Origin of the sequence: Streptomyces sp. NPDC058758 (genome assembly GCF_042746075.1) — a bacterium.
Classification (GTDB): Bacteria; Actinomycetota; Actinomycetes; order Streptomycetales; family Streptomycetaceae; genus Streptomyces.
Map to the genome: position 1 here is coordinate 94684 of NZ_JBHYPS010000026.1, position 24198 is coordinate 118881.

Here is a 24198-nt window from a genome sequence, read left to right on the forward strand (position 1 = left end):
CCACCGGGCGCGGACACGCGGCCGCGCCCCAGGCCGGTCGGCCGGGGGCGCGGGGCGACGGGACGCTCGGAGCGTCAGCCGATGTCGACGACGTTCTTCGGTGCCTCTTCTCGTTCGTAGTTCGCCAGTGCCAGACCCAGGGCGAAGAACGTGGGCGCCCACTCACCGACGAAGATGCCCCACCGGTCGGCCCTTTCCAGATCCTCGCTCCGCCGCGAGGTGAGCCACGAGGCGAGCGACAGCCCGATCGAGCCGGCGGCCGCGAGGTAGGCGTGCTCACTCGTCATTCCCGCATCGTGCAGCTTCTTGACGATCATCTTCTCTCTCACTTCGGTCGAACCGGCAGCGGCGTGGCGAGCGCTCCTCGGGGTGAGCGGTCGCGTCCGCTGTGAGGCCAGGTCAGCAGTTGGAGGGCAGAGACGTGAGGTTGACGCTGCTGACGGTCATCTCCTTCTCCTCATACTTCGCATTTCGCCCTTTTTCGGATGCGCTTCCGGCGGAGCATCCGGGTGAGGGAAGGAGCCGGTCGGGTCGGTTCACCGGAGGTGCCGCGCGTCGCGGCCGCTCCTCAGACGGAGGGTTCCATCCAGCGCCGCAGGGAGTGCAGGGCGCGCCTGATGTGGCTCTTGACCGTGCCGAGCGGGAGTCCGGTCTCCTCCGAGATCTGCGCCTGTGTCATGTCGCCGTAGATCGCCATTCCGACCAGACGCCGTTGGACGGGGGAGAGGAGGCCGAGCTTCTGCAGGACGAGCACGCGGTTCAGGGCCTGCTCGCACTCGTCCTTGCTGTAGTTGCGGACCCCCTGCGCGTACTGACCCGTCAGGGTGCGCTCAAGGTCGGTCCGCCGGGTCCGCGCGGTCCGCGCGTCCAGGATGACGTGGCGCGCGATGCCGACGAGCCAGCCGCCGAGGGCGCCTCGCTCCGCCCGGTACCCGGCGCGGCCGCGCCAGGCGGCGATGAACACCTGCTGCGTGACGTCCTCCGCGTCCTGGGCGTTGCCGAGGGCACGGCGGGCGAGCGAGTACACCAGCGCGGAGTGCTGCTCGTACAGAGTGGCCAGCGCGGAAGGGTCGCCGCTCGTGAACCGTGCGGCGAGCTCCGCTTCCGACGCGTCGGGCGTCGTCGCGCGGCCGGCCGCGCGCGCCGTCCCGCCGGGGGACGCCGGCGGTGCGTGCGGGTGGACCTGGGTCGAGGAAGAGGGGTGGGCGGAGACCATGGCTTGCTCCTATGGCACGTGGATGCACCGTCTCCCTCACGGTCCGCCGAATCGATGCACGCGGGCAATTCGCATTGATCCTGCATCGAAAAAGGGCGAGGAGGGGAAAGTCGGGGCCGAACCCTGCATCCGCCCGTGGGGGCCAGGAGAAGCACAGGTATCCGCTCACTCGCAGGGAGTGAACGGTCCGAAAGGAATCAGAGATGCGTTCCCGGACCCCCGCCCTCGTAGCAGCCACCCTCGGAACGTGCGCCCTCGCCCTGGGCGCCGCCGTCCCCGCCTCCGCCTCCGCCGACGACGACAAGGCCATGGTGTCCGTCCTGCACGCCGTGCCCGGACTGACCGTCGACGTGTACGCCAACGGTGACGAACTCCTCCCGGACTTCAAGCCGGGCACCCTCACCGAACCTCAGGAACTCCCCGCGGGGAGTTACGACCTGAAGGTCTTCCCGGCCGGCGCCGACCCCAAGGGGACCCCCGCCATCCAGAAGACCGTGGACGTCCCCGCGGGTGCGAACGCCACCGTCGTCGCGCACCTGTCGGCCGACGGCAAGCCCCAGCTGGACGCCTTCGTCAACGACACCTCGAAGATCCCCGCGGGCGAGACGCGCCTGACCGTACGCCACGTCGCCGCGGCCCCCGCCGTGGACGTCAGGGCGGAAGGCCGGCCCGTCTTCAAGGGGCTCGTGAACCCCAAGGAGGCCACCGCCGAGCTTCCCGCGGGGACCGTCTCGGCCGACGTCGTCCTCGCCGGCACCGACGATGTCGTCATCGGCCCCGCCGACCTCGACCTGAAGGAGGGCACCACCAACATCGTGTACGCCTGGGGCAGCGCCGCGGACAAGAACCTCCAGCTCAAGGTGCAGACCCTGAGCGGCATGCACGCCGCGCCCACCGGGGTGGCCGCCGGCCTCGGACAGCCCAACGACTCCGAGGCGTGGATCGCCTTCACCGCCGGAGCCGGACTGCTCGCGCTCGCCGGAGCCCTCACGGCCCGCCGCGTGGTGGCACGGTCCCGTGCCTGAAGCACGCGAGGCCGCTCCCTCCCGGAGGCGGCGGGCGGACGGCGTCGCGATCGCCGTGCTGGCCGTCTCCGGAGCGGTGGCCCTGGCGGCCGGGGCGGCGCTCCGGCCGTCCGCTCCGGCCGCCCCGGACTTCCAGGCCCGGACGGCCCCCTCCGCGTCCGGGCCGCGGGCGGAAACGCTCCCGGGCCGTTTCCCCGCCTCCCTCCCGCACGCCTCCGCGCGGCCCGACGGGCCGCCCGCCCGGCCGGCACCCGCACGGACCGACGAGCCGCGCGGCCGACAGGCGCCCCCGCGGGGCGTCGAGATCCCGCGCGTCGGCCTGGACGCCCCGGTGGTGCCGGTCGGAGTCGACCGGGACGGCGGCGCCGAGGTTCCCGCCGACCCCGGGCGGGCCGGCTGGTACCGCTTCGGCCCCGCTCCGGGAGAGCCCTCGGGCTCGGCCGTGCTGATGGGGCACGTCGACTCGCGCTCGGGCGACCTGGGCGAATTCGCCGCCCTCTTCGACGTCCGCGCCGGTGACACCGTCCTGGTGCGCCGCGACGGCGCTCCTCCCGTCTCCTACCGGATCACCTCCCGCGCGACGGTCGACAAGGGCGAACTGCCCGCGTCCGCCTTCGCCAGGTCGGGCCCTCCCGTCCTCACGCTGATCACCTGTGCGGCGCCGTACGACCCGGACAGAGGCGGATACCTGCGCAACCTCGTCGTCACCGCGGTCCCCCTTCCCGCGAAGGGCTGACCGCCCGTTGATCCGGAAGCCCGCCCCATGCGTACGCCGAGACCCGTGCCGGACCCCCACGACACCGGTGCGCCCCAGCCCCTCGGGCCCCTCTCCCCGAACCGCGTGAGTGCGCCGGCCCGCGCGTGTCGGCCCAGGTGAGGTGACCATGGCAGAGCATCTCGCCGCCGACGACCTGATCGCACTCGCCCTGCGGCCCTCCGGCTCGCCCGACGCGTGGCAGCGGGCCCATCTGCGGGCCTGCGGGGAGTGCGCCCGAGAACTCCGGCAGCTTCGGCGGGTCGTGGACAGCGCCCGTTCCGCCGCCGTCGACGACCTTCTCGCGCCGCCTCCGGCAAGGGTGTGGCACTCCATCGCCGCGGAACTGGGCCTGCCCGGAACGGCGGCCGGGAACGGGCCCGCCGACGGGAACGGGCCCGCCGACGGGGATGGGCGCGCCGGCGAGGACAAGCGCGCCGACGGGAAGGGGACCGCCGCGAGCGGCCCCCCGGACCCGGACGGACCGGCAGAGGGCCCGGCTCGGGGGCAGCCGCGCCGCCGGTCCCGGCGGCGCGGTCCCGGTCTGCTGCTCGCGACCGCCGGTCTGGTCGCCGGACTCCTGACCGGGAGCGCGGCGACCTGGTGGCACCTGCACGAGGACGCGTCGTCACCGGTGGCCGCCGGCCGGACGGTTCCCCTCGTGCCGGTGGCGGGCCGGGCGACCGAGGGGACCGTCCGGATCCACCAGGGCACGGACACGAGACGCGCGGTGACCGTGTCCGTCAGCGGGCTGCCGCCGACGCGGGGCTACTACGAGGTGTGGCTCATGGACCGGAGCGGCACCAAGCTGATCGCCGTGGGGGTGCTCGGGTCCGACGGCAGGGCCAGCCTCCCCCTGCCCGACGGGGTCGATCCGGCGGGGTACCCCCTCCTCGACGTCTCCGCGCAGGCCTACGACGGCGACCCCGCCCACTCGGGGGAGAGCGTGGTCAGGGGCGACCTGCCGTCCTGGGCTCCGTAGGCGGGCGGTCCGTGCCGGAGGGTTCCGGCTCGGCGGCCGATCCGCGTTCCGGTTCCGGTACGGGCTCGCCGTAGAGGCGGGACAGGGAGTCGAGAGCCTCGCGCAGTCCCCGGGGGCGCAGCACGCCGGGGTCGGGCGTCCGGCCCGCCCAGCCGGGCCCCGCCAGCAGCACCAGCGGCGCGGTGCGGGCGCCGCGCAGACCGAACGTCGTGCCCGCCACGTGGCGGGCCAGTGCGTGGCTGGCGGTCGAACGCGCCTGGGACCACAGGACGACCGCGGCGGGGCCGCACCTGCGCACCGCCGCGTCCAGCGCCTCCGCCGGGACCGCCCCGCCGAACATCCGGGTCGGGAGGCCCCGTTCGGACAGGCCCGCGGCGAGCGCTTCGAGCGGAAGCGTGTGGGTCTCCGACGGCACGCACGCCAGGAGGACCGGGGGCATCGGCTTCCCCGCGGACGCGACGGCGGCGCGCCGGAGGACGGTCGACACCTGCCAGGACAGCAGGTGCTCGACTTCGACGTAACGGTCGTCCGAGGACTCCCACTTGCGGCCGACGGCGTGCAGCGTGGGAACCATCACCTCCTCCCAGGCCGTGACGAGGCCGTAGTCGGAGATCACCTGCTCCAGCAGCGTCTCCATCGCCGGTGCGTCCAGCCGGACCGCGGCCCGGGCCAGCCCCCGGCACTCCTGGCGCACGTCCCCCAGGGGCAGTGCGCCTCCGCCGGCCGGCCGGTGCCCCGGGGCGGGACCGGATGCGGAGGGGACCGGAGCGGCGAGCTCCTCGTCCGTGCCGGACGGCCCCCGGCTGTTCCGGGCGGCCCGGGCGGCCTCCGCCGGGGGGACGCCCGACGCCGTGAGGCGGCACATCTCCTCCAGCATCGCGACGTCGGAGGGGGTCCAGCGCCGGTGCTTGCCGTCCGGGCGGGTGGCAGGCCCGATGCCGTAGCGCTGCTCCCAGGAGCGGACGGTGGTCGGCGACACCCCCAGACGGCGGGCCAGGGCCCCCGTGGTGATTCCCGGACTCGTATCGGCCATGCGACCCACCTCGCGGTTCATGAACGCTGCATATCATCCGAACGCCGCGCGGGACGGAATCCGCCCGGCCCGCGCGGGCGCCGCCGTCGGCACGGGGCGGCTATTCCCGCGGCGGCACGGGCGATGCCTCCGTACCGGCTCGGAGCTGGTACGGCCGCAGCCGGTGGGCCCAGTCGGCGCGGGGGACCTCGGAGGGCCTCCGGTACGCGGAGGTCTCGCCCGGAAGGCGGTCGGTGGGGGGCCGCAGCGGATGCGAGGCGGGATCCGGCGGCCCGGTCTCCTCGTCGCGGACCTTGGTGCCGAGGACGAACGCGCCGATCAGCACGGCGACGACGATCACTCCGATCAGAACGAGCATGACGACCTCCCGCACGGTGGTGGATGTATGCGTGGTTTCGGTCGCCGGCCCGCGGGTGGATGCGCCAGGGGCGGGATCTCCGCCCCGGAGGACCGGGGAGGGCGGGCGGCCGCGGGGCGCCCCGGCCGGCCGGACGCGTGCGGCGAGGTATTGTACGCCTCCTTTCTGACATTTCTTCCTTTATCGGGTTTTTCTGGTCGAAAAGGGTGGATTCTTCCTCCCGGCGGGCCTAGCGTGGACGCAGAAGGTAATTCGATTACATGTTCGATCAAGGCGGCGGCCCTACGGAAGCACCGGGAACCGCCGTCGCGGATGCCAGGAGCACGGCGTGAACCTCACCTTCACCACCGCCACCAAGGAACAGGCCAAGGCCCGCGTCGCACTCGCCGGGCCCACCGGGTCGGGCAAGACCTACACCGCCCTGGTCACCGCCACCGGGCTCGGCGAGCGGGTCGCCCTGATCGACACCGAACACGGCAGCGCCGCCAAGTACGCCGACGAGTTCGCCTTCGACACCCTCCCGCTCACGACGTTCGAGCCCACCACCCTCGTCGACGCGCTCGCCGTGGCCGCCCACGAGGGCTACGACGTCATGATCGTCGACTCCCTGAGCCACTTCTGGTCCGGCACCGGCGGGATGCTGGAGCAGGTCGACAACGCGGCCAAGCGCCTCGGCGCGGGCGGCAGCTTCGCCGGCTGGAAGGAGGCCCGCCCCCAGGAGCGGGCCATGATCGACGCCCTGCTCGCCTACCCCGGCCACCTCATCGTCACCATGCGCACCAAGACCGAGTACGTCGTGGAGGCCGACGAGCGCGGCCGCAAGGTGCCCCGCAAGATCGGGCTCAAGCCCGAGCAGCGGGAGGGCATCGAGTACGAATTCGACATCGTCGGCGACCTCGACCACGAGAACACCCTGGTGATCTCCAAGTCCCGGGCGAAACCGCTGTCCGGGACGGTGCTCCACAGGCCGGGCCCGGAGTTCGCCGAGGCCGTCCTCGACTGGCTGGAGGCCGGCAAGCCCACCCCCTCCGTCTCCGACTACGTCACGGCGGCGACCGCGCCGGGCGCCGGCCACGAGGAACTGCGCGTCCTGTACGAGGAGGCCCGCCGGCACAACCTGCTGGGCGCCGCCGTCCTGGACGACGCCGGGGAGACCCGCACGCTCGGCCAGCTGATCGTGCGCTACGGCACCGCGGCGGCGAGGAACAGGGTCGCCGAGGACGTCGAGTCCGGGGCCGGCACCGGGCGGGAGGACGGGACCGGGCGGAAGGACAGGGCCGGGCGGAAGGACGGGACCGAGCGGAAGGACAGGGCCGCATGAGCCTCAAGGAGCACGCCACCCGGGTCGCCGTGCTCCGGGTGCTGCGCGACGCCGTCGACACCGAGTACCGGACCGAGCGCCACGAGGTCATGGAGGAACTGCGCGCGGCCCGCGCCGAGCTGGACCTGAAGTCGGTCCGCGTGACCCTGCCGGACGACACGCCGGTCGCCACCCTCACCCTCGTCGACCCCGCACCGGCGGTCGTGGTCGCCGACGAAGAGGCCTTCACCGCCTGGGTGGCCGACAACCACCCCGGCGAGGTGGAGACGCTGGTCCGGGTGCGCCCCAGCTGGCAGCGGCAGTTCCTCGCCCGGCTGGCCTGCGTCGACCCGGTCGCCGACCCGCACACCGGCGAGGCGATCCCGGGGCTGGGCGTGCTGCCGGCCTCCGCACCGCGGTCGTTCAGCCTGCGGCCCCTGCCCAGCGGACGGGAACGGATCGCCCGCGCCCTGCGCACCGGCACGCTCGACCTGCACCGCCTGCTCCCCCTCGGGGGAGGCGAGGACCCGTGACCGCCGCCGACGCCCGCCCCGGCCGGGACGCGCTCCGCCCGGCGCGGTGCCCCCGCGGAAGGGAAAGGAGGAGAGCATGCTGCCGGCCGAGACGGCCCGGCTCGTCGCCCTGATCGCGGCGACGTGGCCGTCGATGCACCTGGAGGACGCCACGACGGACGCCTGGCACCCGCTGCTCGCGGACCTGGACGCCGCCGACGCCCGGACGGCCGTGACCCGGCTGGGCAGGCAGCGGTCCCGCATCGCCGCCGCCGACATCCGCGCCGAGGTGCGCGCGATCCGGGAGGACCGGCTCGCCCGCCACCCGCTGCCGCTCCCGGACAGCGACCCCGACGACCCGAGCCGCTATCGCGCGGAGCTCCTCGCGCTGGTGACCGCGATCGCCTCGGGGCGGCGGGTCCGGCGCGCACCCGCCGCCCCGGGCGGCCCGCCCTCCCGCCTCGCCGGCACGGAGCGCGACCCGCGCCTCCGCTCCCTCCGCGTGCCCTGCCCCTGGTGCGGGGCCGCCGCGGGCCGCCCCTGCACCGTCCCCCGGCTCGGCACCCCGCTGAGGAGGGCCCCCGCCCACCAGGCGCGCCTCCTCGCGGCCGGGCTCGCCGAGCCCGGGCCGGGACGGACGGAGGCCGCCCGCCGAACCCGAACAGGCACGGGTGGGGAACCACCCGCCGCACGAGAGGAAAGCCGCCATGGCCGGTGAAACCGTCGTCACCGTCGTCGGCAACCTGACCGACGACCCCGAGCTGCGCCTCACCCCGTCCGGCGACACGGTCGCCCACTTCACCGTCGCGTCCACGCCCCGCACCTTCGACCGGCAGAGCAACGAATGGCGGGACGCCGAAACGCTGTTCCTGCGCTGCTCGGTCTGGCGGCAGGAGGCGGAGCACGTCGCCGAGTCCCTGACCCGCGGCACCCGCGTCATCGTCCAGGGACGGCTGCGCCAGCGGACGTACGAGACCCGGGAGGGCGAGAAGCGGACCGTCGTCGAGCTGGAGGCCGACGAGATCGGCCCCTCGCTGCGGTTCGCCGCCGCGACGGTCGTCAAACCCCCGCACACCGGCGTCCCCACCGGTTCCCGCGGCCCCCGCCCTCCCGCCGAGGAGCCGTTCGCCCGGACCGGTACCGGCGAGCGGCCCGTCCCCGCCGCGAGCGGACGACCCGCACCCCACGAGGAGACGGACCCCTTCTGACGGGCCGGCGCGCCCCCGTGCGCCGGCCGTGACCCCCCACCGCACCCACCCGAGGCGGACCCCATGAAGGAACAGGACCGCGAGGAAGCGCTCGAACTCGCCCTCGCCCAGATCGAAAAGCGGTTCGGCACGGGCTCGGTGATGCGCCTGGGCGACGAGCCGGAGGCCCCCGCGGAGGTCATCCCCACCGGCTCGATCGCCCTGGATCTCGCCCTCGGCGTCGGCGGCCTGCCCCGCGGCCGGGTGGTGGAGATCTACGGGCCGGAGTCCTCCGGCAAGACGACCCTGGCCCTGCACGCCATGGCCAAGGCGCAGAAGGCGGGCGGGATCGTGGCCTTCATCGACGCCGAGTACGGCCTCGACCTCGAGTACGCCAGGCGGCTCGGCGTCGACACCGACGCCCTGCTGGTCTGCCAGCCGGACAACGGCGAGCAGGCCCTGCAGATCGCCGACACCCTCATCCACTCCGGCGCCCTGGACCTCGTCGTCGTCGACTCCGTCGCCGCGCTGGTGCCGCGCGCGGAGATCGAGGGCGAGATGGGCGACCCGCACGTCGGCCTGCAGGCCCGGCTCATGAGCCAGGCGCTCCGGAAGACCGCCGGCGCGCTGGGCCACTCCGGCACCACGATGATCTTCATCAACCAGCTGCGCGAGAAGATCGGGGTGGTCTTCGGCTCGCCGGAGACCACGACCGGCGGCCGCGCCCTGAAGTTCTACTCCTCGGTCCGCCTGGACATCCGCCGGATCGAGACCCTCAAGGACGGCACCGAGCCGGTGGGCAACCGCACCCGCGTCAAGGTGGCCAAGAACAAGGTCGCCCCGCCGTTCCGGCAGGCCGAGTTCGACATCCTCTACGGCCGGGGCATCAGCCGCGAGGGCGAGTTGATCGACCTGGGCGTCCAGCACGGCCTCGTCCGCAAGGCCGGCACCTGGTACACGTACGAGGGCGACCGGCTCGGCCAGGGCAAGGAGAACGCCCGCGCCTTCCTCGGCCGCCACCCCGACCTCGCCGACCGGATCGAGGAGGGGATCAGGGCGAGACTGGGCATCGGAAGGGGGCCGCAGACCCCGGCGGCGGAACCCGGGGCCGACACACCGCACCGGACGACCGCGCCCGGCACCGCACCGCCCGTCCCGGCCGCCCCCGGCGCCGCACCGCCCCGCCCGGCCGCCCCCCGCACCGCACCGTCCCGCCCGACCGCCCCCGGCACCGTGCCGCTCGACCCCGCCGCGACCGGCCGGCGCCTCACCGGGACGGCCTCGCCGGCGCCGGCCGGTCCGGCCCCCCGCGTCCTGCTCGACCGCACCCCGGCCGGGCCGTGAAGGCCGGCCCGCCGCTCCCGCGCACCGGCGCGAGGCGCACGCCCGTGAACGGGAGCGGCACCGTGTTCCCCGCCGCCGCGCCCCGGGACGGGACGCCGGACCCGGGCGGGAGCGCCGCCGGCCGGCCCGTCGCGCCGGAGCCGGACCAGCGGCCGGCCGCGGCCCCCGCCGACGGCGAGGACCGGGCCACCGACGCGGCGCTGCGCCCCGGGGACCTGGACGGGTTCATCGGACAGGAACGGGTCCGCGAACAGCTCGACCTCGTCCTCAGGGCCGCCCGGCGGCGCGGCGCCACCGCCGACCACGTGCTGCTCTCCGGCGCCCCCGGCCTCGGCAAGACCACCCTGGCGATGATCATCGCCGCGGAGATGGAAGCCCCGCTGCGCGTCACCTCCGGCCCCGCCATCCAGCACCCCGGGGAGCTGGCGGCGGTCCTGGCCTCGCTCACCGGGGGCGAGATCCTCTTCCTCGACGAGATCCACCGCATGTCCCGGCCCGCCGAGGAGATGCTCTACCTGGCGATGGAGGACTTCCGCGTCGACGTCGTCGTCGGCACCGGCCTCGACGCCACCGCCATGACCCTCGACCTGCCGCCGTTCACCCTGGTCGGCGCCACCGTCCGGGCCGGTCTGCTGCTCCCGCCGCTGCGCGACCGTTTCGGCTTCACCGCGCACATGGAGTTCTACGAGCCGCACGAGCTGGAGCGGGTCGTCACCCGCTCCGCCGGCCTCCTCGACGTCGAGATCGACACCGACGGCGCCGCCGAGATCGCCGGCCGCTCCCGCGGCACGCCCCGCATCGCCAACCGGCTGCTGCGCCGCGTCCGCGACTACGCCCAGGTCACCGCGGACGGCGTGGTCACCCGCGAGACCGCGGCCGCGGCCCTGGGGCTCTACGAGGTCGACGGCCGCGGCCTGGACCGCCTGGACCGGGCCGTGCTGCGCGTCCTGCTCCAGCTGTTCGGCGGCGGACCGGTCGGCCTCTCCACCCTCGCCGTCGCCGTGGGGGAGGAGCGCGAGACGGTGGCGGAGGTCGCCGAGCCGTTCCTGGTCCGGGAGGGGCTGCTGGCCCGGACGCCCCGGGGCCGGATCGCCACGCCCGCCGCCTGGGCCCACTTCGGGCTCGTACCGCCGCCCGCGCCGGCCTGAGCCGCGCCCCCGGCGCAGCGCCGGGGGCGTCCTCACCGAGGGGTGTCCTCGTCGGTGCCCGCCGACGAGGACACCCCCCCCGGCGGCGGGTGCGGCCGGGCGCCCCGGCAGCGGGCGCGGCCGGGACCTCCGGCGGCGGGTACGGCCGGGCTCTCCCGGGCCGAAAAGGGCCCGCCACCGGCACCGGAGCCGGCCTGCGTGCGGGGCCGGAGGCATGGGAAGCGCGAGGCGGGGCAGTCGGTGGGCACGAGGAGCCGTCGCCGTGGGGCGCGGCCCCGGACCAGAGAAGACCGTCCGATCGCAGGGAGTCACGGTGACCGTCCGCATCGGGGTCGAAGAAGAGTTCCACGTGATCGACATCGAGAGCGGACAGCTGGTCCCGCGCGCCGACGCGGTGCTGCGCGCCGTGGCACGCTACGGCGAGACCTTCACCGGGGAGCTGCCCCAGTCCGTGGTCGAATCCAACAGCGAGGTGCACACGAGCCTCGACGGACTCTTCTCCGACCTGACCACCACCCGCGCGCGGCTGGACCGCGCGGCCGCCTCCGAGGGCCTGGCCGTCGTCGCGGCCGGCACCGCCCCGCTGGCACGGCTCGGCACCGTCCCGAGCACCGACGGCGATCCGCGCTACGCGCACCTGACCGGCGAGTACCGCCGGCTCGTGGACGAGCAGCTGATCTGCGGCGTCCACGTCCACGCCGACGTGCCCGACCGGGACACGGCGGTCCGGGCGATGTGCGTCGTCGCGCCGTGGCTGCCCGTCCTCCTCGCGCTCTCCGCGAGTTCGCCGTACTGGCTCGGCGCGGACACCGGGTACGCGAGCTGGCGCACCATGGTCTGGCAGCGCTGGCCCACCGCCGGCCCGCCCGGCTGCTTCGCCGGCGCGGAGGAGTACGACCGGGTGGTGGGGGAGCTCGTCGGCTCGGGCGTCATCAGCGACCCCGGCATGATCTATTACGACCTCCGCCCCTCGGACCACCTGCCCACCCTCGAAATGCGCGTCTGCGACGCCTGCCCGCGCGTGGAGACGGTGATCCTGATCGCCGCCCTCTACCGTGCGCTCGTGACCGACGCCCTCGCCCGCCTGGACGCCGGGGAGCCCGGCTGCGACGGGAACCACGCCTGGCTGCGCGCCGCGACCTGGCGCGCGGCCCGCTCCGGACTGGAGGGCGACCTCATCGACCCGGTGACGCGCCGTCCCGCGCCCGCCGCCGCCGTGGTGCGGAGCATGCTCCGCCGGCTGCGCCCCGCCCTGGAGGCGCACGGCGACCGGGACACCGTACGGCCCCTCGCGGAGGAGGCCCTCGCGCGGGGGAGCGCCGCGGAACGGCTCCGGTCCGCGGTCGCCGGGGAGGACCTGCTCGCCGGAGTGGACCGGCTCCTCGCCCAGACGCGCGGAAGGGCCCGCTCCCCGCGCCACCGTACGGCCGCCCACACCCCTCGCCACGACGAGCGGGCGGCGGCGGCGAGAGTGCCGTGAACCGGCCCGGCGCCTCCGGAGGACCGGCGAAACCGGCCGGCGGGCACCGGCCCGCCCGCGCCCGCCCCACCGAAGGAGCCCGGCGGCCCGTCCGCCCGGCGCCCCCACCGACCGGTCCGCCGGCCGGTCCGCCGTGGGGCCGATGCGCCGCCCGACCGACCTGCTGACCGAATGACGACCGACCGACCGTCCGACCGACCGTCCGACCGAGGAGGAACGCCCATGCGAAAACATGTCCCCACGCCCCTTCACGCCCCCGAAGCCGCCTCCCCCGGCGGCCGTACGGAGCGGTCCACCGTCCCGGGAGGTGGCGTCCCGTGTGCGGCCTGACCGGTGAGATGCGGTTCGACGGAAGCCGTCCCGACCTGGCGGCGGTGGAACGCATGGCCGACCGGCTGGAGGCCAGGGGACCCGACGGACGCGGCCTGTGGTCCGAGGGCGCCGTCGCCCTGGGCCACCGGCGGCTCAGGATCATCGACCTGAGCGACCGCGGCAGCCAGCCCATGACCGACAGCGAAGCCGGTCTGACCTGCGCCTTCAACGGCTGCATCTACAACTACCAGGACCTCAGGGAAGAGCTCCGCGGACTCGGCCACACCTTCACCACCACCTCGGACACCGAGGTCGTGCTCAAGGCGTACCGCCAGTGGGGCACCGACTTCGTCACGCGCCTCACCGGCATGTTCGCCATCGCCCTGGCGGAGCACCGCACCGGCCGGCTCGTCCTGGTCCGCGACCGGCTCGGCATCAAGCCCCTCTACCTCGCCGAGACCCCCGGGCGGCTCCGCTTCGCCTCCACGCTGCCGGCACTCCTCGCCGGCGGCGGCGTCGACACGACCCTCGACCCGGTCGCGGTCCACCACTACATGAGCTGGCAGTCCACGGTCCCCGCGCCGCGCACGATCCTCACCGGCGTGCGCAAGCTGCCCCCGGCCACCGTCCGCGTCGTGGAACCGGACGGCACCCACACCGACCGCACCTACTGGCAGCCCGCCTACGAACGCCGCGCCGAGTTCGCCGGCATGGGCGCCCCGGAGTGGCGGGACGCCGTGCTCGACGCGCTCCGCACCGCCGTGCGGCGCCGGATGGTGGCCGACGTGCCCGTCGGGGTGCTCCTCTCCGGTGGCCTGGACTCCAGCCTGATCGTGGCCCTGCTCGCCGAGGAAGGACAGGCGGACCTCGCGACCTTCAGCGTCGGCTTCGAGACGGAGGCCGGCGAGGAGGGTGACGAGTTCTTCTACTCCGACCTCGTCGCCCGGCGCTTCGGGACCGACCACCACCAGCTGATGGTGCCGTCCGACCGGGTCTCCACCGCGCTGGACGCGGCGGTCGCCGCCATGAGCGAACCCATGACGAGCCACGACGCCGTCGCCTTCCACCTCCTGTCGGAGCTGGTCGCGAAGGAGGTCGGCGTCGTCCAGAGCGGCCAGGGCGCCGACGAGGTCTTCGCCGGCTACCGCTGGCACCAGGAGCTCGCGGGGGTCCCGCGCGCCGAGGAGCCCCGCCGGTACGCGGAGGTGTACTTCGACCGCACCCACGGGGACCTGGAGAAGATCCTGCAGCCGCACATGCTGCCGCTGCGCGACGTGTCCCGCGAGTACATCGAGACCCACATGGCCGCACCGGGCGCCGAGACGGCGATCGACGCGGGACTGCGCACCGAGACCCACGTGATGCTCGTCGACGACCCCGTGAAGCGGGTCGACAACATGACCATGGACTGGGGCCTGGAGGCCCGGGTGCCCTTCCTCGACCACGAGCTCGTCGAGCTGGCGGCCGCCTGCCCGCCCGAGCTGAAGCTCGCCCAGGGCGGCAAGGGCGTCCTGAAGGACGCCGGGCGGACCGTCCTCCCGCGCGAGGTGGTCGACCGGCCCAAGGGGTACTTCCCCGTGCCCGCCGTCCACCACCTCGCCCCGCCCGTCATGGCACGCGTCCGGGACGCCCTGGCCGCACCGGCCGCCCGCGCCCGCGGGCTGTTCCGCGAGGAGTACGTCGCCTCCCTCCTGGAGGCTCCCGACGACCACCGCGCCCACCGCGGGCAGAACACCCTGTGGCAGGTAGCGTTGCTGGAGATATGGCTGCAGACGCACGGAATCGACTGACCGGAGGACCCGGGCCGGGCGCGCCCGCGGCGCAGCCCCTGCCCGCGGGGGCCGGGCACCACGACACCCCGCCGCTCCAGACGGCCCACGCCTGCTGGTACCCCTCCGCCGACCCGGGCGGCGAACGCGTCGCGTTCGTCTGCGACCGGAACGGCTCGCCGCAGCTGTGGACCGGACGGACCGACGACGACCGGGCACGGCTGCTCGACGCCACGCCCGATCCCGTCACGGAGGTCGCCTGGTCGCCGGACGGCCGGTGGATCGCCTACACCGTCGCCCCCGGCGGCAGCGGACACACCCGCGTCCTGTGCGTCCGCCCCGACGGCTCGGACCGCAGGGTCCTCGCCGGGGCGGAGCCCGGCACCTCCGCCTACCTGGGGTGCTGGCTCGGCGACGGCTCCGCGCTGGCCGTCACCGTCGCCGAGCCCGTCGAGGCGGCGGGGGTCCCCGCCGGGTCCCGGGAGGAGCCGCCGGGCCTGGCGGACCGCGACGGGGCCGCCACCCTCCTCGGCCCGGCCGGCCGCCCGGTGCCGGGCGGCGGCCGGGGGCCCGTGCGCGACCGCCTCACCGCCTACCTGATCGATCCGGACGGCATCCGTCCGCCCCTCCTGTTCGCCGACGAGTCCGAGGCCGCCACGCTGCGCGTCTGCGACGTCAGCCGCGACGGCCGGCTCGCCCTGCTGCGGCGCGGGCCGCGCGGCGGACGCGAGGCGGTCGTGGTCCGCGTCGCCGACCGGACCGCCGTCTGCACCCTCCCGGTCGCCGACGGCGATCCGTGGATCGGCCGCTTCTCGGCCGACGCCCGCACGCTGTGGCTGCGCAGCGACGCCGGCGCCGAGTTCGCGGCCCTGCTCGCCGTCGACCTGGACGAGGACGGGCGGCGGACCGGCGTGCGCGAACTCGCCCGGAGGGCCGCCCACGACCTGGAACTGCTCGCGCTCGTCGAGAACGGCCGCCGCGCCGCCCTCGTCTGGAACGCCGGCGGGATCAGCGAGCTGGAGACCCTCGCCCTGCCCGGGCCGGAGGAGGTGCCGGTCCCGCCCCGGACGGTGGAGCTCGACCACGAGGTCGTCACCCGCGTCGCCGCCGCCGGCCCGCACGGCATCGTGGCCTCCCTGGCCGGGTCGCAGCGCCGCCCCGGGATCTGGCACCTGGCCGGCGCGACGACCCCGCTCCGCACCCCGTGGACCGCGCGGGACGCCGACACGGTCCCGCCCGGCCCCGCGCCGGTGCGCCCGGTCCCGATGCGGCCCACGGCCCGCGACGGGCTGCGGCTGGGCGGCTGGTACCACCGCGCCCCCGGCCGCGCGCCCGGTGAACCCGCGCCCTGCGTGATCCACCTCCACGGCGGCCCCGAGGACCAGGAACGCCCGGTCTTCGACCCGCTGTACCACGAGCTGACCGCGCGCGGCCTCGACGTCTTCGCCCCCGACGTCCGCGGCTCCTCCGGCTGGGGCCGCACCTTCCGCGACGCGGACCTCGGCGAGGGGCGCTTCGCCGCCATCGACGACGTCGCCGACTGCGTCGCCCACGCCGTCGGCGCCGGGCCGGCCGACATCAGGCGCCTGGCCGTCATGGGCCACTCGTACGGGGGCTACCTGACGCTCGCCTCGCTCGTCTGGCACCCCGGGCTCTTCCGCACCGGCGTCACCGTCTGCGGCATGTCCGACCTCACGACCTTCTTCGCCACGACGGAACCCTGGCTGGCCGAGTCGGCGGCCCACAAGTACGGCCACCCCGAACGCGACCGGGCGCTGCTGCGCGCCCTCTCGCCCATGAGCCGCGTCGACGCCCTGAGCGTGCCCCTCCTCGCCGTCCACGGCGCCCACGACACCAACGTCCCGCCGCGCGAGTCCGAGCAGATCGTGCGCGCCGCCCGGGAACGCGGCCACGAGGCGGAGCTGCTCCTCCTCCACGGCGAGGGCCACGACTTCCGCCGCGCCGACAGCCGCCGCCTGTTCCGCCGCACGGCGGCGGACTGGATCGAGAAGCGCCTCACCTGAACCCGGGCGGCGTCGTCCCGCGCCCGGAACCGCTCGGCCGGGGCGGAGCCCGTCCTCGCGGAGGCCGGCGGACGCCGACGAGGACGCCCCGGCGGCAGCGGCGCGTCGGGCGGCGGGCGGCCGCGGAGAGCGGGCGGCGGGACGCGTGGGGGAGGGGCACCTCGTGCCGTCCGGGGCACCGCCCGTCCGTCCCGGAAGGCCGCGACGTCCCCCTGGATCGCATCGAGGCGGGTCGGGCCCTCGGCCGGTTCCGCCGGGGAGGGCCGGCACCGACGGCTCGAACCCCGTCACCGTCCTCCCCGAGGCTGGCGAGTTTCCCCCGCCGCGCCTCCGGGCGGGGACCCCGCCGTTCCGCTCGCGCACGCCCGGCGGCACGCGGCCGAACGCCTCGGCGTCCGGTGGACGGCGACCCTACGCTGCGGTCATGACGCGCTACGAGGGAGCGGGACGGGCCGGCCGGATCCGGGACGCCGCGGTGGCGGCGGCCACGGCGGCGCAGGGGGTGGACGAGTTCTTCGGCGGGGTGATGCGGGCCGTCCGCCCGCTGCTCGGGTCCGAGGTCTGGGCCGGGATCACCGTCGACCCCGTCACCCTGATGAACACCGGAGGCCACTACCGGCAGGCCGTGCCGCTCCGCTACCTGCCGCGCATGCTGGACATCGAGTACCGCGAGGGCGATGTCAACGGGCTGCCGCAACTGGCCCGGGGACCCGGGCCCGTGGGCGTCCTCGGCGAGGCCGTCGGCGGAGTGCGGGACCGCAGCCCCCGGTACCGGGACATCATCCGGCCCCTGGGGCTCACGGACGAGGTGCGGATCCTGCTGCGCGACCGGTACGGCGTCTGGGGCGCCCTGATCCTCGGCACCGGCCGCGACACCCCGCCGTACGGTCCCGAGGCGGACGCCGTGGCCCGGGCGATCGCCCGGCCGCTGGGGGAGAGCCTGCGCAGGCTCCACCTGACCCGGCGCGCCGGGAGCGGCGAACCCGAGGACGGCGCCGGGCGCACGGCGGGCACCCCGGCCCCCGCGCTCGTCCTCCTGGACGACCACTACGCGCCGGTGCAGTCCAGCCCCACGGCGCGGCTCTGGCTGGACGAGCTGCCCGCCCCCGGCGAGGCGCGTCCGCCGGTGGCCCCCGCCGGCGGGGGAGGGGCCGCGCCGGCGGGACGGCCGGAGGGCGGACTGCCGCCCGCCCTCTACGGCGTCGCGGCGGCGGTCCGGGCGAGCGCCGCCGGCCCCGGCTCCTCGGGGTCCCTGGTGTCATGGGCGCACACCCGGAGCCGGGGCCGGGTCCGGCTGCACGCCTGGCGGATGGACGGCCCGGGCCCCGCCCGGGTCGCGGTCGCCGTCGAACCGGCCGGGCCCGGGGAGCACATCGCGCTCGTCATGGCCGCCCACGGGCTCACCGCGCGGGAGGGCGAGATCACCGGACTGGTGCTGAGCGGCCACTCCACGGCGGAGATCGGCCGGCTGACGCGGCTCTCCCCGTACACCGTCCAGGAGCACCTGACCTCGGTCTTCGACAAGACCGGAGTGCGCAGCCGGCGCGACCTGGTGGCCACCCTCTTCACCCGGCACGTCGCACCCCGGATCCTCGACTCCGCCGACACCCAAGGCCCTTGAAGGGGCGTCACCTCCGCTCGTACGGGTCCGGCGAACTTCCCGGACGGCCGGGACACCGGCCCCGTGCGCCCGGGACGCCGGGCGGCACAGCATGGCCGTCGTCGTCGCACGGCGACCGTCCGCAACCCGTGAGAAGAGGTACGTACGATGAGGAGAGCCCTGATGTCCGCCCTGGCGGCCGTCGTGGTCCCGGCCGCCCTGCTGGGCACCGCCGCCGCCCCGGCACAGGCCGCCCCGCCCGCCCCGGTGACCGCCGCCGCCCCGGAACAGGTCGCCGCGGGCACGGCACTCGCCGCCGCGGGATCCGTCACCATCAAGAACCGGTACAACGACCGCTGCCTCCGGGCGAGGGGCGATGCCCCCGGCTTCGACGTGCAGCTGGCGAACTGCGACGCCGGCGACCCGCGGCAGCAGTGGAACATCGCCTGGGTGTACACCGCGGCGGGCGGCTACTACGAACTGCGGAGCGTGCCGAGCGGGCTGTGCCTGGACGCCGACTGGGGGTCGATCGGCGCCAACGGCACCCGGATGCAGGTGTGGACCTGCGAGGGTACGGCCCAGACCAACCAGCACTGGCGGATGCGCCCGATCACCAACCTGCCGAACACCTTCTCGGTGACCGTCGAGACGAACAACCGCTGCCTGGACGGCCACTTCCAGACCATCGACCAGAACCCCGGCCGGGTGCAGCTCTGGGACTGCCTGGGCACGGGACAGATCAACCAGCACTGGCGCATCGCCTGACCCTCCGCGTGACGGAGCGCGGGGCGCGGCTCAGCGCCCCCCGCCCAGGCCCGCCTCCCGGGCCCGGACGATCGCCTCCGCGCGGCTGGCGGTGTGCAGTTTGGCGAGGACGGCGGAGACGTGGTTCCGCACGGTCTTCGGACTCACCGTCAGCCGGCGGGCGATCGCCTCGTTGCCGAGGCCCCGGGCCACCAGGTCGAGGACCTCGTGCTCCCGGGGCGTCAGTCCGCGCAGGACCGGGGCGGTGCGGCCCGGACGCGGCCCGGCCAGCAGGGCGGCGACGAGCCGGCCGACGGCGGCCCCGAGCAGGGTCTCGCCGTTGGCCACGGCCCACACCGCGCGCACCACCTCGGCGGGCCCCGCGCCCTTGAGCAGGTAGCCGCGGGCCCCGGCCCGCAGCGCGGCGAGCACGGACGCGTCGTCGTCGGCCACGGTCACGACGAGGACCGCGGGCCGGGGCCGCGGCCCCAGCATCCGCCGTACGGCCTCCGCCCCGGACTCCCCGTCCGGGCCCCGGCACAGGTCGGTGACCACCACCCGGGGCCGGAGCCGCTCGACGGCGGCGACGGCCTCGTCGGCGGTCGCCGCCTCCGCCACCACCGACAGCCCGTCCACCGAGCCGAGCAGTGCCGTCATCCCCATCCGGAAGACCGGGTCGGCGTCCACGACGACGACGGTGACCTCCGCTGCTGCCGTACCGTCCATCGATTCCCCCCCCGTCGACGGGCCCGGGCGCCGGGGCGGTCCCCGCGCGGCGGATGCCGTCCGGGCCGCCCCCACGAAGGAGGTTCCCAGAGCCACCCCGCCCGTCGTACCCCAGGAACCTGGGGTCGTACGGCGGACGGCGGGGCGAGCGTCGGCGCCGGAATCCCGCCGGAAGCCGGAGCCCGCCCCTGCCGGGCCGGCGGCCCCGCCCCGCGCGGCGGCAGACGCCCCGTACCAGGCGCAAGAGCGTTCGGGTTAACCTGGCCCTGCCGGGCGGGACCGGGCTGGATACGGGCTCCGACGGTGATGCCGCCACGGCGGAGACGCAGGGACGGAACGGGCAGAGGCGGGCCGCAGGTGAGAGACGGAGACCGGGCTTGCGTCCGTCGTGGACCCGCGAGGGCGGGACGCGCGGAGCGGACGACGCGGAGCGCGGCGCCCGCCCCGGGTCCCGGACCGGGGGCGGGGCGCCGTGGATAAGATCGCGCTCACCGCGGCCGCCCTCTACGCCATCGTGCTGCTCCGGGCCGGGGGCACCTTCGCGGTCGGCTGGCTCGCCGGCGCCGGCGCCCGCCGCAGCCGGTTCGCCGACCGGATCTCCTCGGCCAGGTTCCAGCGCGCCGAACGGGCGATCCAGCGGTGGGGCGCGCCCGTGGTGGCCGTCTCCTTCCTGACCGTCGGCTTCCAGACCGCCGCCAACTTCCTCGCGGGCAGCATGCGGATGCCCCTGCCGCGCTACCTCCCGGCCCTTTTCGTCGGGGGAGCCGCCTGGGCGCTGCTCTACGCGACCGTCGGACTCGGCGCGCTCGACGTGCTCGGCAGGCTGTTCACCGACCGTCCCGCGCTCGGCACCGCCGTGGTCGCCGCGCTCGCCCTCGGGGCGTGCGGCGCGGTGGCGTACCGCAGGCGGCGCGCCGCCCGGGGACCGGACGGCCTCCCGGCCGAGGAGTCCTGAGCCCGTCCCTCCTGCCGAGCCTTCCCCGCCGCCCGGGAAAGCGGACGGGGATCTCCCGGCAGGGCTGCCCCGTCGGGTCCCGGACCGCTACCGTGGTGCCCATGGCACGGGAAATCCGCATCGAGATCAGCGACGAGGCCTACGAGGCGCTGCAGAAGGCCGCCGCCGCGAGGCGGGTCGCCGCCGAGGACTACGCCGGCGACGTCCTGCACGCCGATCTCACCCGGACCCGCTTCATCGAGGGCGCCCGCTCCTTCGTCCACCGGCACGGCGACGCCTTCGCCGCCCGCTACGGCGGCCCCGCCGCCTGACCCGGGGGACCCGCACGTGACCGTGCACGTCGATCTGGCCTGGCTCCTCGGCATCGCCCAGAAGGTCATTCCCAGCGACCCGGAGATCACCGACTGGGGCTCGCTCGAAGCGGCACGCGCCCGTCACGCCTTCCGCATCATGGACACGCCGGTCTACGACCTCCCGCACCACCGCGCCGCGGCCCTCCTCCACCAGCTCGTCCGCGTCCCCGCCCTGGAGCACTCGAACGAGCTGTTCGCGGTGGCCGTGGCCGCCGCCTACCTCCACGCCTCCGGCCACCCGGTCGACGTCACCAGCCAGGACGCCATCACCCTCGTCGACCGCGTGCTGACCGGCGACGCCGACGCCCGCCAGGTGGCGGCCACCCTGAAGACCTGGGAGACCCCGGCCTGACGGACCGACGGGCAGGCGCTCAGGCCAGGCCCCGGAGGGCCGCGACCGCGAGCCGCACCGCCCGGTCGGTCACCGCCGCGTAGTCCGCGCCCCCCTCCAGGGCGGTGGTGGCCGCGTTCACGAAGCCCTGGAGCAGACGGGCCGTCATGAGGGGAGCGTCGTCGCCCAGGTCGCGCAGGGCGTCGACGAGCGGGGCGAGCAGGGCGCGGTGCGCCTCGTCGGCCCCGGCGCGCAGGGCGGCGGCGTCCTGCGCGCCGGCGGTGGCACGGGCGACGCGGTGCTCGCCGTCGCGGACCATCTCCAGCTGCGCGGTGACGTAGGCGGCGACGCGCTCCTCGGGGGAGTCGCCGGCGGCGGCGAGGGCGGCGCGGATCCGCTCGGTCCACCGCGGGGCCGCCTCGCGGACCACCTCGGTCAGCAGGTGGCGGCGGTCGGGGAAGTACTTGTAGACGCTGTTGCGGGCCAGGCCGGTGCGGCGTGCCACCTCCGCGAAGGTCACCTTCGAGGCGTCGCCCTCCGCCAACAGCTCCCGGGCGGCGTCGAGCAGGGCGGCACGCTGCTGCGACCGGTGGTCGGCGACCGAGGCGGCGTGGATCTTGGGCACGCCCCCAGTCTAGGGCCGCCCTCCTCTCCCCTTCCCCCTCTCTCCCGTCCCCGGGAGGCAACCCCCGGGCCCCCTTCCCACCGGAGCACCCCCACTTGGGGACGCCGCGTCGCCATCTTCTATCGTGGGGACGCACCGTCCCTATCTCTGGAGGGAACGCCATGTTCCTCGCCCTGCTGGAGCTGAAAGCCGCCCGAGGCCGCTTCCTGCTGATGGGCAGCGTCGTCGTGCTGGTCGCCGCGCTCGTCGGCATCGTCGCCGGATTCACCACCGGCCTCGGAGACGACACCGTCTCCGCCCTGCGCAGGCTGCCCGCGACGCACATCGCCTTCGCCGCCGGCTCGGACTCCGACCAGTTCGCCCGCGGCCTGATCGACGACCGGACCGCCTCCGGCTGGAGCCGGGAGGAGCGGACCGAGGCCACCCCCCTCGGCGTCTCCCTCACCCGCGGCACCACCGGCCGGGGCACCGAGGTCGACCTCGCCGCCTTCGGCGTCGAACCCGGCGCCTTCACCGACCCCGGCGCCGACGACGGCACACCCCTGGACGCCGCCCGGTCCCAGGGCGTCGTCATCTCGCGCCAGCTCGTGAACGAAGGCGTCCGGATCGGCGACACCCTGACCATCGACCGCCTCGGCGTCACCCTCGACGTCGTGGGCACCACCGGCCGCTCCTCCTACGGCCACGTCCCCGTCGCCTACGTCACGACCGACACCTGGCGCCGCATCCGCTTCACGACCCCCGGAGCCCGGACGCCCGCCGACACCCTTCCCCGCCAGTACAGCGCCATGGCCCTCAGGCTCCCCGAGGGTGCCGACGCCGACACCCCCGCCCTCGCCGAGGCCGACCGCCGGCACGACACCGTCACCGTCCCGCTGGAGAAGGCCTTCGAAGCCGCACCCGGCTACGACGGGGAACGCCTGACCATGACCTCCATCCAGACCTTCCTCTTCCTCATCGCGCCCCTCGTCGTCGGCGCCTTCTTCGCGGTGTGGACGGTCCAGCGCACCCCCGAGCTCGCCCTGCTCCGCGCCCTGGGCGCCTCCCGGCGCCGCCTGCTCGGCCACACCCTCGCCCAGGCGGCCGTCGTCGTGGTCGCCGGCACCGCCGTCGGCGCGGTGCTCGCCTCGGCCGTCGGCCTGCTCGTCGGCGAACAGGTGCCCTTCAGCCTCCCCGCGACGACCCTCACGACCACCATGGCCGCCGTGGCCCTCGTCGGCCTCGCCGGCTCCGCCCTCACCCTGCGACGCGTCACCACCGTCGACCCGATGACCATGCTGGGAGCCGCACGATGAGCCTCCGCCTCCACGACGTCACCGTCACCCTGGGCCAGGGCGACTCCCGTACGACGGCCCTGAGCGGCCTCGACGTGACGTTTCGCCCCGGCGCCCTCACCGCCCTCGTGGGCCCCTCCGGCTCCGGCAAGTCCACCCTCCTCGCCGTCGCCGGCGCCCTGCTCCGCCCCGACCGGGGCCGCGTCCTCCTGAACGGCTCCGACCTGGCCGCCCTCACCGACCGGGAACGTGCCCGAGCCCGCCGCGAACGCATCGGCTACATGTTCCAGAGCGGCAACCTGCTGACCGGACTCACCGCGGAGGAACAACTCCTCGCCGCGGCCTCCCTCGCCGGCCGCAGGCCCCGGACCCAGCGCGCCAGGATCCGCGAGCTGCTGGTCGAGGTGGGGCTCGAACACCGCCTCTCCCACCGCCCCCATCAGCTCTCCGGCGGCGAGCGCCAGCGCATCGCCCTGGCCAGGGCCCTCCTCCTGGAGCCGGAACTCCTCCTCGTCGACGAACCGACCGCCGCCGTCGACCGCACCCGGGCCGAGGACCTCACCGCCCTCATCGCCCGCACCACCCACCGGTACGGCTCCGTCACCGTCGTCGCCACCCACGACCCCGTGGTCACCGACGCGGCGGACGCGACCGTCGACATGCTGAGCCACGCGGCACCCGCCGGAACCCTCCAGGAGCGAAGTTGACATGCGTTTTCCAGGTCCGTAACCTCCTCCGAGTTGTCCGACGTGAGCACCGGCCCCGGCCGGCCCCGGACGACCACTCCGCAAGAACCACACAGCCTGTCGGCTGCGATTCGTCGCGCCGTCGAGCTTCTGTGCGTTTTCGCGGAATGAGGAATTCACGTCCGGACCCCGGACGCCCTCCGATTCGCATCGAAGGGAAGGAATCCGCTAAAGTCTCACTCGTCGGAACGGCCCGAAAGCCAGGACGACAACCCCTTCTGACGGGGAATCGGACGCCGAAAGGATCTGATAGAGTCGGAAACGCCGGAAGGGCCCGGAGCGAAAGCAAAAGGGACCGGAAAGCGCCGAGGAAATCGGATCGGAAAGATCTGATAGAGTCGGAAACGAAGGAAGCGCCCGGAGGGCCCGGAAACGGGAACGAAGGAAGCGTCCGCACCTT

At 75.4% G+C, this 24198-nt stretch carries 25 protein-coding genes; 19 read left to right on the forward strand and 6 right to left on the reverse strand.

From position 1 onward, the window contains the following. Positions 1-74: 74 nt before the first annotated feature. Together ACFW6A_RS26540 and ACFW6A_RS26545 are read right to left on the reverse strand one after the other, a co-directional pair. Positions 75-317 (reverse strand): hypothetical protein, encoded by a 243-nt coding sequence (locus tag ACFW6A_RS26540; RefSeq protein WP_386480377.1) that lies wholly within the window; start codon positions 315-317, stop codon positions 75-77. Between the two features lie 251 nt (positions 318-568). Continuing rightward, a complete protein-coding gene (locus ACFW6A_RS26545; RefSeq protein WP_386480380.1) occupies positions 569-1216 on the reverse strand; it encodes an RNA polymerase sigma factor in 648 nt (215 codons plus the stop codon). A 203-nt stretch (positions 1217-1419) separates the two neighbouring features. Here ACFW6A_RS26545 and ACFW6A_RS26550 point away from each other — a divergent pair, with 203 nt between their 5' ends. The 3 genes from ACFW6A_RS26550 to ACFW6A_RS26560 all read left to right on the forward strand — a co-directional run bounded on the left by ACFW6A_RS26550 (position 1420) and on the right by ACFW6A_RS26560 (position 3977). Next, positions 1420-2241, forward strand: coding sequence for a DUF4397 domain-containing protein (locus ACFW6A_RS26550; protein ID WP_386643413.1), 822 nt, complete (start codon positions 1420-1422; stop codon positions 2239-2241). Beyond that, positions 2234-2977, forward strand: coding sequence for a sortase domain-bontaining protein (locus tag ACFW6A_RS26555; protein ID WP_386480386.1), 744 nt, complete (start codon positions 2234-2236; stop codon positions 2975-2977). Before ACFW6A_RS26550 ends, ACFW6A_RS26555 begins: the two co-directional genes overlap by 8 nt. 148 nt (positions 2978-3125) lie before the next feature. Continuing rightward, positions 3126-3977, forward strand: coding sequence for an anti-sigma factor domain-containing protein (locus ACFW6A_RS26560; RefSeq protein WP_386643416.1), 852 nt, complete (start codon positions 3126-3128; stop codon positions 3975-3977). Here the strand turns inward: ACFW6A_RS26560 and ACFW6A_RS26565 are convergent. Together ACFW6A_RS26565 and ACFW6A_RS26570 are read right to left on the reverse strand one after the other, a co-directional pair. Further along, positions 3946-5010 carry a MerR family transcriptional regulator gene (locus ACFW6A_RS26565; RefSeq protein ID WP_351856139.1) on the reverse strand — a complete coding sequence of 355 codons (1065 nt, stop codon included), beginning with the start codon at positions 5008-5010 and terminating at the stop codon, positions 3946-3948. The genes ACFW6A_RS26560 and ACFW6A_RS26565 overlap by 32 nt on opposite strands. A 100-nt stretch (positions 5011-5110) precedes the next feature. Next, positions 5111-5383 (reverse strand): DUF6479 family protein, encoded by a 273-nt coding sequence (locus tag ACFW6A_RS26570; RefSeq protein WP_386480394.1) that lies wholly within the window; start codon positions 5381-5383, stop codon positions 5111-5113. A 313-nt stretch (positions 5384-5696) separates the two neighbouring features. On the opposite strand from ACFW6A_RS26570, the gene ACFW6A_RS26575 reads away from it, so the two are divergent. The 11 genes from ACFW6A_RS26575 (at position 5697) to ACFW6A_RS26625 (ending at position 18809) form a co-directional block, all read left to right on the forward strand. Continuing rightward, positions 5697-6689 carry an ATP-binding protein gene (locus tag ACFW6A_RS26575; protein WP_351856133.1) on the forward strand — a complete coding sequence of 331 codons (993 nt, stop codon included), beginning with the start codon at positions 5697-5699 and terminating at the stop codon, positions 6687-6689. After that, positions 6686-7201 carry a hypothetical protein gene (locus ACFW6A_RS26580; protein ID WP_351856129.1) on the forward strand — a complete coding sequence of 172 codons (516 nt, stop codon included), beginning with the start codon at positions 6686-6688 and terminating at the stop codon, positions 7199-7201. Before ACFW6A_RS26575 ends, ACFW6A_RS26580 begins: the two co-directional genes overlap by 4 nt. A gap of 76 nt (positions 7202-7277) precedes the next feature. Then, on the forward strand, positions 7278-7898 hold the full coding sequence (locus ACFW6A_RS26585) for a hypothetical protein (protein ID WP_351856126.1): 621 nt from the start codon (positions 7278-7280) through the stop codon (positions 7896-7898). Continuing rightward, a complete protein-coding gene (locus ACFW6A_RS26590; RefSeq protein WP_351856123.1) occupies positions 7888-8388 on the forward strand; it encodes a single-stranded DNA-binding protein in 501 nt (166 codons plus the stop codon). Before ACFW6A_RS26585 ends, ACFW6A_RS26590 begins: the two co-directional genes overlap by 11 nt. 63 nt (positions 8389-8451) lie before the next feature. Further along, a complete protein-coding gene (gene recA, locus ACFW6A_RS26595) occupies positions 8452-9711 on the forward strand; it encodes a recombinase RecA (RefSeq protein ID WP_386643421.1) in 1260 nt (419 codons plus the stop codon). 44 nt (positions 9712-9755) lie between these two features. After that, the gene (gene ruvB / locus ACFW6A_RS26600) at positions 9756-10859 is read left to right on the forward strand and encodes a Holliday junction branch migration DNA helicase RuvB (protein WP_351856118.1); all 1104 of its coding nucleotides are present in this window, start codon (positions 9756-9758) and stop codon (positions 10857-10859) included. 313 nt (positions 10860-11172) lie between these two features. Beyond that, positions 11173-12339 carry a glutamate--cysteine ligase gene (locus ACFW6A_RS26605; protein WP_351856701.1) on the forward strand — a complete coding sequence of 389 codons (1167 nt, stop codon included), beginning with the start codon at positions 11173-11175 and terminating at the stop codon, positions 12337-12339. Positions 12340-12656: 317 nt separating this feature from the next. Beyond that, positions 12657-14441, forward strand: a complete 1785-nt coding sequence (locus ACFW6A_RS26610; protein ID WP_386643426.1) for an N-acetylglutaminylglutamine amidotransferase — start codon at positions 12657-12659, stop codon at positions 14439-14441. After that, positions 14414-16444: an alpha/beta fold hydrolase gene (locus tag ACFW6A_RS26615; protein WP_386643429.1), complete on the forward strand. Its 2031-nt coding sequence runs from the start codon at positions 14414-14416 to the stop codon at positions 16442-16444. The genes ACFW6A_RS26610 and ACFW6A_RS26615 overlap by 28 nt, the downstream gene beginning before the upstream one ends. A gap of 424 nt (positions 16445-16868) precedes the next feature. Continuing rightward, positions 16869-18065 (forward strand): LuxR C-terminal-related transcriptional regulator, encoded by a 1197-nt coding sequence (locus ACFW6A_RS26620; RefSeq protein ID WP_386643432.1) that lies wholly within the window; start codon positions 16869-16871, stop codon positions 18063-18065. Between the two features lie 162 nt (positions 18066-18227). Further along, positions 18228-18809, forward strand: a complete 582-nt coding sequence (locus ACFW6A_RS26625) for an RICIN domain-containing protein (RefSeq protein ID WP_351856709.1) — start codon at positions 18228-18230, stop codon at positions 18807-18809. A 30-nt stretch (positions 18810-18839) separates the two neighbouring features. On the opposite strand, the gene ACFW6A_RS26630 is transcribed toward ACFW6A_RS26625, so the two are convergent. Continuing rightward, positions 18840-19514, reverse strand: coding sequence for a LuxR C-terminal-related transcriptional regulator (locus ACFW6A_RS26630; protein ID WP_386643435.1), 675 nt, complete (start codon positions 19512-19514; stop codon positions 18840-18842). 472 nt (positions 19515-19986) lie between these two features. Between ACFW6A_RS26630 and ACFW6A_RS26635 the strand changes: the two genes are divergently transcribed. The 3 genes from ACFW6A_RS26635 to ACFW6A_RS26645 all read left to right on the forward strand — a co-directional run bounded on the left by ACFW6A_RS26635 (position 19987) and on the right by ACFW6A_RS26645 (position 21174). Further along, the gene (locus ACFW6A_RS26635; RefSeq protein ID WP_351856712.1) at positions 19987-20469 is read left to right on the forward strand and encodes a VTT domain-containing protein; all 483 of its coding nucleotides are present in this window, start codon (positions 19987-19989) and stop codon (positions 20467-20469) included. 101 nt (positions 20470-20570) lie between these two features. Continuing rightward, complete coding sequence (locus ACFW6A_RS26640; protein ID WP_351856714.1) at positions 20571-20780, forward strand: hypothetical protein; 210 nt, start codon at positions 20571-20573, stop codon at positions 20778-20780. Positions 20781-20796: 16 nt separating this feature from the next. Continuing rightward, a complete protein-coding gene (locus ACFW6A_RS26645) occupies positions 20797-21174 on the forward strand; it encodes a fic family toxin-antitoxin system, toxin component (RefSeq protein ID WP_351856716.1) in 378 nt (125 codons plus the stop codon). 19 nt (positions 21175-21193) lie between these two features. On the opposite strand, the gene ACFW6A_RS26650 is transcribed toward ACFW6A_RS26645, so the two are convergent. Continuing rightward, the gene (locus ACFW6A_RS26650; RefSeq protein WP_351856718.1) at positions 21194-21778 is read right to left on the reverse strand and encodes a TetR/AcrR family transcriptional regulator; all 585 of its coding nucleotides are present in this window, start codon (positions 21776-21778) and stop codon (positions 21194-21196) included. 161 nt (positions 21779-21939) lie between these two features. Between ACFW6A_RS26650 and ACFW6A_RS26655 the strand changes: the two genes are divergently transcribed. Next, positions 21940-23073, forward strand: a complete 1134-nt coding sequence (locus tag ACFW6A_RS26655; protein WP_351856720.1) for an ABC transporter permease — start codon at positions 21940-21942, stop codon at positions 23071-23073. After that, positions 23070-23759, forward strand: a complete 690-nt coding sequence (locus ACFW6A_RS26660; protein ID WP_351856722.1) for an ATP-binding cassette domain-containing protein — start codon at positions 23070-23072, stop codon at positions 23757-23759. Before ACFW6A_RS26655 ends, ACFW6A_RS26660 begins: the two co-directional genes overlap by 4 nt. Positions 23760-24198: the final 439 nt, after the last annotated feature.